The organism is Kribbella sp. NPDC020701, from assembly GCF_055562215.1.
On sequence record NZ_JBVHFT010000009.1, the window covers coordinates 96,258 to 106,754 of the forward strand.

The 10,497-nt window shown below is 69.7% G+C and carries 9 protein-coding genes; 5 read left to right on the plus strand and 4 right to left on the minus strand.

What is annotated here, in order from left to right:
• Positions 1-24: 24 nt before the first annotated feature.
• Together ACZ3HV_RS22275 and ACZ3HV_RS22280 are read left to right on the plus strand one after the other, a co-directional pair.
• Complete coding sequence (locus tag ACZ3HV_RS22275) at positions 25-849, plus strand: IclR family transcriptional regulator domain-containing protein (RefSeq protein WP_465686888.1); 825 nt, start codon at positions 25-27, stop codon at positions 847-849.
• 60 nt (positions 850-909) lie between these two features.
• Positions 910-2,367 (plus strand): aldehyde dehydrogenase family protein, encoded by a 1,458-nt coding sequence (locus ACZ3HV_RS22280; RefSeq protein WP_465686889.1) that lies wholly within the window; start codon positions 910-912, stop codon positions 2,365-2,367.
• On the opposite strand, the gene ACZ3HV_RS22285 is transcribed toward ACZ3HV_RS22280, so the two are convergent.
• From ACZ3HV_RS22285 to ACZ3HV_RS22295, 3 genes are all read right to left on the minus strand, one after another.
• Positions 2,364-2,831, minus strand: coding sequence for a hypothetical protein (locus ACZ3HV_RS22285; RefSeq protein ID WP_465686890.1), 468 nt, complete (start codon positions 2,829-2,831; stop codon positions 2,364-2,366). The two genes, ACZ3HV_RS22280 and ACZ3HV_RS22285, sit on opposite strands and share 4 nt — an antisense overlap.
• On the minus strand, positions 2,828-3,412 hold the full coding sequence (locus tag ACZ3HV_RS22290; protein WP_465686891.1) for an RNA polymerase sigma factor: 585 nt from the start codon (positions 3,410-3,412) through the stop codon (positions 2,828-2,830). The genes ACZ3HV_RS22285 and ACZ3HV_RS22290 overlap by 4 nt, the downstream gene beginning before the upstream one ends.
• 68 nt (positions 3,413-3,480) lie before the next feature.
• Complete coding sequence (locus ACZ3HV_RS22295; protein ID WP_465686892.1) at positions 3,481-6,084, minus strand: CHAT domain-containing protein; 2,604 nt, start codon at positions 6,082-6,084, stop codon at positions 3,481-3,483.
• A gap of 66 nt (positions 6,085-6,150) precedes the next feature.
• Here ACZ3HV_RS22295 and ACZ3HV_RS22300 point away from each other — a divergent pair, with 66 nt between their 5' ends.
• The gene (locus ACZ3HV_RS22300) at positions 6,151-7,458 is read left to right on the plus strand and encodes a S8 family peptidase (protein ID WP_465686893.1); all 1,308 of its coding nucleotides are present in this window, start codon (positions 6,151-6,153) and stop codon (positions 7,456-7,458) included.
• A 249-nt stretch (positions 7,459-7,707) separates the two neighbouring features.
• Complete coding sequence (locus tag ACZ3HV_RS22305; RefSeq protein ID WP_465686894.1) at positions 7,708-8,340, plus strand: hypothetical protein; 633 nt, start codon at positions 7,708-7,710, stop codon at positions 8,338-8,340.
• Here the strand turns inward: ACZ3HV_RS22305 and ACZ3HV_RS22310 are convergent.
• Positions 8,319-8,738 (minus strand): hypothetical protein, encoded by a 420-nt coding sequence (locus ACZ3HV_RS22310; RefSeq protein ID WP_465686895.1) that lies wholly within the window; start codon positions 8,736-8,738, stop codon positions 8,319-8,321. The two genes, ACZ3HV_RS22305 and ACZ3HV_RS22310, sit on opposite strands and share 22 nt — an antisense overlap.
• A 131-nt stretch (positions 8,739-8,869) precedes the next feature.
• On the opposite strand from ACZ3HV_RS22310, the gene ACZ3HV_RS22315 reads away from it, so the two are divergent.
• Entirely contained in the window at positions 8,870-10,309 is a 1,440-nt protein-coding gene (locus ACZ3HV_RS22315; RefSeq protein WP_465686896.1) for an alkaline phosphatase PhoX, read from the plus strand.
• Positions 10,310-10,497 lie beyond the last annotated feature (188 nt).

Below are 10,497 nucleotides of genomic sequence, written 5' to 3' on the forward strand. Positions count from 1 at the left end.
TACGAGCGTTGGAGGTAGGAACTGATGGCAGGACGCGGCGCGGGCCCGGACTTCGTCGAGTCACTGGCGCGCGGCCTGGATGTTCTGGCCTGCTTCGACGCGGACCACCGGACCATGTCCCTCAGCGAAGTCGCGACCGCGGCCGGTCTGGCCCGGCCGACCGCGCGCCGGCTCCTCCTGACGCTGCAGGAGCTCGGCTTCGTCCGCACCGTCGACGGCGCCTTCCAGCTCACCCCGAAGGTGCTGACCCTCGGGATGGCGTACGTCGGCTCCCTCGGACTGTGGGACATCGCGAAACCGCATCTCCAGGCGCTCGTCACCCGCACCGGCGAGTCGTCCTCGATGGCCCAGCTCGACGGCTCCGACATCGTGTACGTCGCCCGGGTGTCCGTGCCGAAGATCATCGCGCTCCGGGTCGACATCGGCACCCGCTTCCCCGCCGCCCAGACCTCACAGGGGAAGGTCTTGCTCGCCGCCCTCTCCCCCGACGAGCTGGCCGACGTCCTCGCGCAACCGAGCCGGGCCGGACTGCCGCCGTACATCGGACGGAGCGCGGAGCAACTCCGCGATCAGCTCACCGAGATCCGGGCTCGCGGTTGGGCCCTGGCCGACGAGGAGCTCGCCCCCGGAGTCCGCTCGGTGGCCGCGCCGGTCCGCGACGGCACCGGAACCGTACGCGCGGCCATGAACGTCACCGTGCACGCCGCGGAGACCTCCACCGAGAAGCTCCTCCACGATCACCTTCCGCAGCTCCTGCGCACCGCGGGTGACGTCAGTGCCGAGTGGGCCCTCTGGCAGTCCCGTCCGCACGTCGAGCTCGACCAGCCCGGCCGCCAAACGTCCGCTTGAGCCTTTCACTCAGCGGAAGACCGATGTCCTGGCGAGGCTCGCTGTTTCTAGCGTCGACACATGGTGCTGCTCTCGCCCGATCTGTGGGCCGAAAAGATCTTCGTGGACTCCTGGACCCCGGGGTCGGCCGGTGTGCGAGCCGTCGTCGAACCGGCGACCGGCGACCGCCTCGGCGCGATCGGGCTCGCCGCACCGGAAGACGTCGTACGCGCGTCTGCCCGAGCGGCGGCCGCGCAACGCGAGTGGGCGGTCGCCGCCCCCGCTGAACGCGCCGCGGTGCTCCGCCGGGCCGGCCAGCTGTTCGAGCAGTACGCCGATGAGATCCAGGACTGGCTGGTGCGCGAGGCCGGATCCATCCGGCTGAAGGCGGCGGTGGAGACGGACGGCGCGGCGACGGAATGCTTCGAGGCGTCCGCGCTCCCGACGCATCCGATGGGCCACGTACTTCCATCGAATGAGCCGCACTGGTCGTTCTCGCGCCGACGGCCCGTCGGGGTCGTCTCGGTGATCGCGCCGTTCAACTTCCCGCTGATCCTGTCGATCCGCAGCGTCGCACCGGCGTTGGCGCTCGGGAACGCCGTACTGCTGAAGCCGGATCCGCGGACCGCGGTCTCTGGTGGCGTCGTCCTGGCCAGGATCTTCCAGGAGGCTGGGCTGCCGCATGGACTGCTGTCGCTCTTGCCCGGCGGAGCGGACATCGGCGAAGCGGTCGTGACCGCGCCCGAGGTGTCGGTGGTGTCGTTCACTGGCTCAACGAAAGCCGGCCGGCTCGTCGGCCGAGCCGCCTCGGAACACCTCAAGCGAGTGCATCTCGAACTGGGCGGCAACAGCGCGCTCGTCGTCCTCCCCGGCGCCGACCTGCCGAAGGCTGCCAGCGCGGGCGCGTTCGGCTCGTTCGGCCATCAAGGCCAGATCTGCATGACCACCGGCCGCCACCTCGTCCATCAGTCACTGCACGACGACTACGTCGCGCTGCTGGCGGAGAAGGCGTCCAACCTCCCGATCGGCAACCCAGCCACGGAGCAGGTGGCCCTTGGCCCGGTCATCGACTCAGGGCAGCGCGACCGGATCCACGACCTCGTCAACCGGACCGTCAGTGCCGGCGCGACCCTGGCCGCCGGCGGCCGCTTCGAGGACCTCTTCTACAGCCCGACCGTCTTGTCATCGGTGACCCCGGAGATGCCGGCGTACGCCGAGGAGGTCTTCGGACCGGTGGCCCCGGTGGTTTCGTTCGGCTCGGTCGACGATGCGATCAAGCTTGCCGCGGATTCGCCGTACGGCCTGTCGCTCGGCATCCTCGGCGACGTCGGCCTGGCCATGACGGTCGCCGACGCGGTGCCGGCCGGCATCGTTCACATCAACGAGCAAACCGTCGGCGACGAGGCCCACGCGCCGTTCGGCGGCACCCGTGGCTCAGGCACCGGCGCCCGCTTCGGTGGCGCCGAGGCGAACATCGAAGCGTTCACCGAGGTCCAGTGGCTGACCGTCCGCTCCGAGATCGCGCCGTACCCGTTCTAGGGCGTGACCCAGCCGGTCAGGATGGTCGTGCCGGAGCTGGTCGTGCAGACGAGGCGGTAGGGCGCGGTCGGGACCGGGCGGAGAGCGAAGAAGCCGAGGTCGTCGATCTCGGCTTCGGCGAACTTGCCGCCGTCGCCGCGAGCGCTGACCGTGCCGGCCTCCGGCGGATCGAGCTGGCCGAGCACGCCGTCCGGCGTCAGCTCGAGCTCGATCGTCCAGCCGTCGGAGGCGAACGTGAGCGATCTCAGGGTCGCGCTCTCCGAACGGACCGCCACCAGTTCCGGCGCGTCCCAGGCCGAGTCGTAGGTGAGCGCGGCCAGCTCGGCGTCGATCGTGCGCCACGCGAACGCGGCCTTGCCGGCCTCGACGAAGGCCTGCGGCACCTCTTCGCTTGTGACCAGTGCGTCCCGCAAGGCGTCCAGCAGCTCGTCGTCGGTCCAGTCGAGATCCACCACGCTGCTCACCTCCTCGTCTCGTCGTCAGGTCCCCCGGCGACCAGCAGCGCCAATGCGGGTGTACGGCGCAACCGGTCCAGACACCGGGCCCGGTTGGGGCCGATGCTGCCGACAGGGATATGCAGTAGCCGGCTGATCTCGTCGTACGCCGTCGGTGGATCGCGGGTGAGCAGCCTCAGCAATGCCTGGCAACGCTCCGACAACTCACGGAACGCGGCCCGGATCACCTGCCCGCGTTCGTGCCGGAGCACTTCCTCCTCGGCGACCGCCTGCTCGACGACATCGTTCGACTCGGCCGGATCGACAGGCTCGACCCGGCTCGATGCGCGCAGGAGCCGGTAGCACTCGCGCTGAGTAGTGGTGGCGATCCAGCCCGGCAGGGCCGCTGCTTCGCGGAGGCCGGGCAGGTGTTCGATCAGCCGCAGCCAGACGCTCTGCCCAACGTCGTCGGTGTCGGCCTGTGCCAGCCGGTATCGGCGGCACACTGACCAGACGAGTGGCGCGTACCGCTCCACCAACTCGTCCCAGGCATCCTTGTCGCCGTCTCTGGCCCGGGTGACCAGGTCGACGACAGTCGGGTCGTCCCGCATGTCATCTCCCTCCCACGCCGGACCGTTCACCTGTACGGAGTCGGTACGGCCTCTGGTGATACATGAACTCAAGCCCCCAATGCGACGAACGAACGCCCCGCGGCCACCGCCACCGGGTCGTCGGCGGCCGCGGTCCGGGCACCGGCGAACGCGGCTGCGAGTGACTGCCCGGCTTGCAGATTGTCGTGCAATGCCGTCATCAAGGGAACGGTGGCCGGATCATTCACCGGTACGACGCTCGCGAGAATGCCGGCCGCACCGAGCGGGATCAGGCTACTGCTCAACCCGAGCAGCTCATCAGCACCGACCGGCTTCGCCAAGCCGGAGTCGCAACTGGACAGCACCAGCCGGTACGGCGCTCGGTGCAACCGCTCGAAGTCGTACACGGTCAGCGGCCCGTCGTCGAGCCGCAACGACGAGAAGAGCGGGCTGTCGGACCGGAAGGTGCCGTGCGCGGCGATGTGCGCGATCCACGCACCGTCCAGCGCGTGCAACACCTTCTCCGCGGTCGCATCGCCGTTGGCCAGGACGGTCGCCTCCGGGTAGCGCTGAGCCAGCCGCATCACCTCGGCCCGTCCTGCGGACAGCCCAGGCCCGAGCACCAGGACCACCCGTCGATCGGACGGCGGTCGCAGCCGGCGCGCCCGCAACCAGGTCGCCGCCGACGGCACCACGTTCACCGGTCGGTCAGCCATCGACGGCAGTAGTCCCCACGGCAAGGCCTGGAGCCGGCCCGGCGGCACCATCACCACCGGCCGATCATCGAGCAGGTGCTGCGCGGGTCCGAGGATCGCCTCACCGAGCCGTGAACCGAGCACATCGAGCGAGGGACCACGCTGCGACCGGCCGTGGGCCAGCCACCGCAACCGGAATCGCGACCGCTCGACCTCGACCGCGGCCGTGGCGATCGGCCCGACGGTGTGCCGGCTGATCGTCCCGTCCCGGACCACAACGGCATGCAGTACGTCGTCGACCTCGATCAACTCGATCAGGACGGTCTCCCGCAGCGCGCCGACCAATTCCTCGATATCGAATCGAGTCGTCGACCCACTCAACGGCTGCCCCTGAGCCCGCAGTGCCCGCTCACGGACAGCCTTCTCGAGTCGCCGCCGTTCGCGTTCCAACGCCACGTCACGCTGCGCGTCGAGGCGCCGTACGACGTCTCGCAGCGCAGCCAGATCGCCGACCAGTTGCTCGTCATCCGACGGACGCACCGGCGGAACAGTGAGCGCAGTGGCTCGCCACCGCTCGCCCCAGACCAGCAAGCTGCTCGCGTCGTCCCGCCGCAGTGCGTCGCGCAGCGCGAGCTCCGCGAGCTCGGCGCCGTGACCGGTAGCCAACGCGCGAAGCTCAGTGGCACCCATCGTCAGCCGATGTTCATCGAGTGCGTCGAGGCCGCGAGCACAAGCAGTCAGCATGCCGCGGACATCGGCACGGGCCTCCGACCGCAATGCCTTGCCGAGCCAGGCCGCGCTTCGGGCGAGCGGTGGCGCGTCCTTGCTTCGACGTCCGGCCAGTTCCAGATGGCGATCCGCAGTCCGCGCCCGGCCATCGGCCAGCGCCAGCCGGCCGGCCAGCAGGTGCGCGGACGACGCCTCCGAGGCACCGAGGTCGTCGAGCCGGCGGGCCACTTCACTCACTCGCCGCAGCAAGCGCGGACCCTTCTCACCTGACAGATAGCGGGCCTCCAGTTGAACCATCGACGAGCGCACCGCCCACCACTCGCGATGTTGCGCGGAGAACAGCCGCCGAGCCCGATCCGCGCGGTCCCGCGCGGCAGGCAGGTCGCCGGTCGCCAGCGCCGCGGACGCTGCCGCGAACCACAACTCGCCGCGTTTCGTTGCCTGCGCACCCTCGGCTTCCATCCGCACGATGGCCTGATCCATCTCCGCCAGCGCTTCGGTGCTGAGCCCGGCCGCCAGCAGTACGCCGCAGCGGTCGATCGCGAGGTCCGGCCAGACCACCCCGACCGCCTCGAACCGCCGGCCGGCCTCGTCGAGATACCCCAGCGCCGTCGGCAGGTCGCCGCGCGAGAACGCGACCAATCCCCTGTTCTGGCGGGCTTCGGCGTACTCGAACTCCTGGCCGGTGGCGGCGTACAGCCGCTCGGCGACAGCGAAGTCGGCGTCTGCCCGCTTGGTCCCGCCGAGCGCGAGCTGGACGAAGCCACGATAGTTGCGCGATCGCGCTTCCCAGACCTGATCGCCGGACCGCCGCAGGCGCGGGATCGCGGACCGCAGATCGTCCAGCGCCTCACGGTGCCGGCCCAAGATGAGCAGTACGTCGGCTCGCCGCACGAGCACCCGTCCGGTCAACGCACCGCGGCTCAGGTCGACGGCACGGCCGAGGTTGGCCAGGCCCTCCCGGCTACGTCCGGCCCGGCCGAGAGTCGCGCCGAGGGTCGCTAAGACATCGGCTTCACGATCAGGCCGGCCGGATCGCTCGGCCAGCTGCAACGCGATCCGCAGCTCCCGGATCGCCGCGGTCACATCGCCGAGTTGACGCACCGCGATGGCCGTCGCCTGGTGCGCAAGAGATGCGGCAGCAGGCGTTGGTTCCCCCGACAGCAGGACCTGGGCCGCCGCGATCGCGTCATGCGGGCGCGACAGCGCGAGCGGCAGCAGAGATTCCGGCGCAACCGCCACGTCGGCACTCCCCGCGGGCGTCGGCATTCTGAAATGATAACGGCCGGTTGCACCATTTCATTCGATTCATTCGATCCAGGGGGAAGGCAGGAAATGGCCCAGCAGCGGAACAGCAACGGGGGAAATCAAACGAACGAGCCATCGGAGCGGAAGTTCGTCGCTCAGATCAGACTGATCCTCGAGGCCTACGGCCGCGAGGTAGGGGTCTTCCCGGAGGACTGGGAGAAACGGCCCGAGGGCGCCGAGTACATGTACCGCACCGGGATCGTCCTGGTCCGCGATGAGGACCTTGCCCGGGTCGTCGAGCTCTTCGGTGGCGGCAGCCCGGCCGACAACGGAATCGGCGGAGTCACCCGGCTGCATCTCCCGGACAAGGTGCCGCCGAACGCACCTGAGGATCCGTCGGTCACCATCCGGTTCCTGAAGTACGCCGATCTGCGGCTCGGCCGCGGCGTGGTCACACCGGAGCACATGTTCTACGTAACTCCCAGCGTCAGCCCGTGTCCCGCGACCGAGCCCGAAGAGGTCGCGCCCGGCATTCCGCCGGACCCGGCGCTGCCGACTCCGTTCCTGTCCGCCGGTGCGGCCGACGGGCGCGGCGTGAAGGTCGTCGTCCTGGACGTCGGCTGGTCCGACGCACCAGGCGCGTACTGGCTGACCGGGGTGACCGGAGACCCGGAGAACGCCTTCGACCCGGCCGGGCGGATCCGGCCGTACGCCGGTCACGGCACGTTCATCGCCGGAGTGATGCGGGCGCTCGCCCGCAATGTCGAAGTCGTGGTGAAGCGCTATTTCACCACCGCCGGAGCGATGTGGGAGTTCGATCTCGCCCAGGCACTCGACGAGGTGCTCGCCGAGGCGCCGGACATCATCAGCTTGTCGGCCGGCACCCGGACGCGCTTCAACCTGCCGGCGCTCGGTCTGGACGTGTTCATCAAGACCCGGCTGAATCGCGTCAACGGCCTGGCCCTGGTCGCCGCGGCCGGCAACGAGGGCACCCGGGACTACTTCTGGCCGGCGGCCTTCCCCGAGACGGTCGGCGTCGGCGCGTTGGCCGACAACGGGCGGGACCGGGCGTCGTTCAGCAACTTCGGTGGCTGGGTCGACGTCTACGCACCGGGCGAGAACCTGGTCAACGCCTTCCTCACCGGCACCTACGAATGCACCGAACCACCGAACACCGGCCAGCTGCGCGAGTTCATCGGCATGGCGCGCTGGAGCGGTACGTCGTTCGCGACACCGCTGGTCGCCGCACTGATCGCCGGGCGGATGTCGGTGACGGGCGAGAACGCGAAGCAGGCGTCCGACGCATTGCTGGCATTTGCCCTGACCCAGCCGGAGCCTGGTGTCGGCGCCGTACTGCGGGCGGGCGACGCTCTGGCTTCACTCAAGGGATACTGAACACGCTGACGCGGTGCGGATTATCGGCCTGACCACCGAGCACCCGCACCACGTCAGCCCTCCCCTGCAGCGCCTCCCGTCGCTCTCCCCCCTGGGCGACTCGGAGGCATCCCCCCATTTGTGCGGAGTCCGTGACGGCGGACGGTGATACACCCCGCTTCCAAGAAATTTCCGGACGTATCTGAAACCGGTACTGGCGACTCCGGAAGTCATCAGGAACTTTTCTCGGGGAGATGCACAGTGGCCACTATGGATCTGACGTCCGCGCAGGCCGCGGACAGCAGCCGGCCCACCAAGCCGGACAAGGTACGACGTCGCGCCAAGCCCGCCGCGTCCGCGATGACGCCGGCGGTGCGCCGGATCACCGGATTGGTCAACGCCCTCGAGGGTCTGATCGCATTCGTCTGGCTGGTCGCGTCGTACGGCGTGGCCGAACAGCTGGTCGCCGCCCAGGACGCCGCGCCCACGGGGACGGTCGCGACACGGCAGCTGAGCTGGTGGGGGCTGGACATCCCGGTCACGTTGAACATGAGCCTGCTCATCGTCGGCGCGGCCGCCGGTGCGGTCGGCAGTGTCGTGCAGCAGGGACTCGCATTCGCCCAGTACGCCCGGTACGACCGGCTCCGCAGTGGCCAGGTCTGGTGGTACGTGCTGTTCCCGGTGTGGGCCGGACTGCTGGGAGCGGTCGTGGTGGTGGCCGTCAACACCGGACTGATCAGCATCGGCGACGAGACCACGTCGACCGCGGGCGTGACCGTCCTCGTCACGATGGGCGCGCTTTCCGGGCTGTTCACCAACCAGGCCCTGCGCCGGCTCCGGCCGATTCTCGGCGGGCCGGGGAGCACCGAGCCGATCGAGGATCAGCCGCCGGCCGGAGGCTGAGGGTTCTCGCAAAGGAACGGCGGGCGGCCGGTGCCGGAGTGGTAGTGGTACTGCTTGCCGGCCACCTCGAGGATCGTGCGGATCCCCGGGATCAGGGCCTGGGTGTAGAACATGCCGGGCTCCGGACAGCCGAGGCTGCCATCGCGCCAGGTGACCTCGGCCGTGCTGACCACCGTCACTTGCGCCGGATCGACGCGCAGATGGGCGGCCAGGTCGGCCTTGGCCTGCTCGACCGGATCCGCCGGCAGCGTCGGCGGGGTCGTCGGATCGGGCGATGCTGAGTTACTGCTCGTGGGCGTCATCGACGGTTCCCCTCCGGCTCCGGATTCATTGCCGCACGCAACCAGAAGGACGGTCGCCGCCACGGCCAGCACGCTTACTCTGCGCATCACGATCACCTCCCACAGTAGACGCCGTACGCCGGGCGTTCGTTGCACCCTGGTTACCAGACAGTTGTTCAGGTGCTGTTTGCCGAGTGTCCGCCCTCCCCGTGAAGGATCAAGCTCACCACACGCACCAAGGAGCTTTCATGTCTGTTGCACGTCGTTCCGTCCTACGGGGTGCCGCGGCCGGTGCCGCGGGAGTCGGATTCGCCACCGTCGGCGCCGTACCGTCCCTCGCCGAAGCCGCCCCCGCGGCGCACCACGGGCCGTTCCCGGAGCACCGCCCGTTCCCGCCGCTGCTGGACGACCCGAAGGGCGTGCTCGCGCTGCCGCCGGGGTTCAAGTACCGGATCGTCACCCAGGCCGGCCAGACCAAGCTCACGAGCGGTCAGCCGACCCCGGCCCTGCACGACGGCACCGCGGTCTTCGCCGGTAGCCGGCACAACACCTACACGCTGATCCAGAACCACGAGATCGGCGCCAACGACCCGCTCGGCGTACCGCAGATCGAGGGCACCGTCTACGACACCGGCGTCGGTGCGGCCGGTGGCTGCACGGTCATCTCCGTCGACCGCGACGGCGCCAACCTCGGCGAGTGGGTCGGCATCTCCGGCACGCTCACCAACTGCGCCGGCGGCCCGACGCCGTGGGGCACCTGGATGACGTGCGAGGAGACCGAGAACAAGGCCAACGGCACCACCCGGCTGAAGGACCACGGCTACGTCTTCGAGGTCTGGGCCGACGGCAAGACCGCGCACCCGGTGCCGCTGAAGGCCCTCGGCCGGTACGCGCACGAGGCCCTGGCGATCGACGAGGACCGCACCCACATCTACCTGTCCGAGGACGCCTCCGGCCCGAACGGGACCTTCTACCGCTGGTCCGCGCCGCGCGGCTACAAGCTCAGCTCGCGCAGCTGGAAGGACCTGCAGGACAAGGACTTCGGCACGCTCGAGGCGCTGGCCATCCTCGGTGACGACGGCAAGCCGATCCCGGACGTCGCCTACCTGACCTCGGCCCAGCTGCTCCGGCCGTTCCGGACCACGTGGGTGCCGGTGCCCGACCGCGACGGCGCCACGGTGTCGGTCCGCAAGCAGTTCACCGACGGCCAGATCACCCGCGGCAAGAAGTTCGAGGGCGTCTACGGCACCAGCGAGGGCGTGTACGTCGTGAACTCGTTCGCCGAGGGCGGCACCGCCGACCTGCCGGCCGACGCCGTGCCGCACGACGGCATGGTCTGGTTCTACAACTACGACGCCCGGACCATCCAACTGGTCACCTACTTCCCGGAGAACGCCGCCGCGCTCTCGCTTCAGTCGAAGTACCAGGACCTCAACTTCGACGGCCCGGACAACGTCACCGTCACCCCGTGGGGTTCGCTGATCCTCGCCGAGGACGGCAACGCCGCCAGCCACGTCCTCAGCGCGACGCCGGGCGGACCGACGTACGCCATCGCCCGGAACATGCTGAACGACTCCGAGTTCACCGGCCCGACGTTCTCCGCCGACGGCAAGGTGCTCTTCGTCAACATCCAGACGCCGGGCATCACGCTCGCGATCACCGGCCCCTGGCGCGACTACCTCGGCTGAGTGCCGTCAGCAAGGTGAGCGAGCGGTCGTCCGGACCGACGCGCACCTCGTTCATGAGATAGGAATAGGCGGTCTCGGGGGGGGGGGGGGAGGGGGGGGGGGGTGTGGGCTAGCCCCCGGGTATGAGGAGGGGGGTGGGGGGGAGGTCGGGGGTTTTGATGAGGCTCTCACCCAACCCACCCCCCCCC

Coding starts and splice junctions, on each gene's coding strand:
- ACZ3HV_RS22275 (WP_465686888.1), top strand. CDS start 25: ATGGCAGGACGCGGCGCGGGCCCGGACTTCGTCGAGTCACTGGCGCGC.
- ACZ3HV_RS22280 (WP_465686889.1), top strand. CDS start 910: ATGGTGCTGCTCTCGCCCGATCTGTGGGCCGAAAAGATCTTCGTGGAC.
- ACZ3HV_RS22290 (WP_465686891.1), bottom strand. CDS start 3,412: ATGCGGGACGACCCGACTGTCGTCGACCTGGTCACCCGGGCCAGAGAC.
- ACZ3HV_RS22295 (WP_465686892.1), bottom strand. CDS start 6,084: ATGCCGACGCCCGCGGGGAGTGCCGACGTGGCGGTTGCGCCGGAATCT.
- ACZ3HV_RS22300 (WP_465686893.1), top strand. CDS start 6,151: ATGGCCCAGCAGCGGAACAGCAACGGGGGAAATCAAACGAACGAGCCA.
- ACZ3HV_RS22305 (WP_465686894.1), top strand. CDS start 7,708: ATGGATCTGACGTCCGCGCAGGCCGCGGACAGCAGCCGGCCCACCAAG.
- ACZ3HV_RS22315 (WP_465686896.1), top strand. CDS start 8,870: ATGTCTGTTGCACGTCGTTCCGTCCTACGGGGTGCCGCGGCCGGTGCC.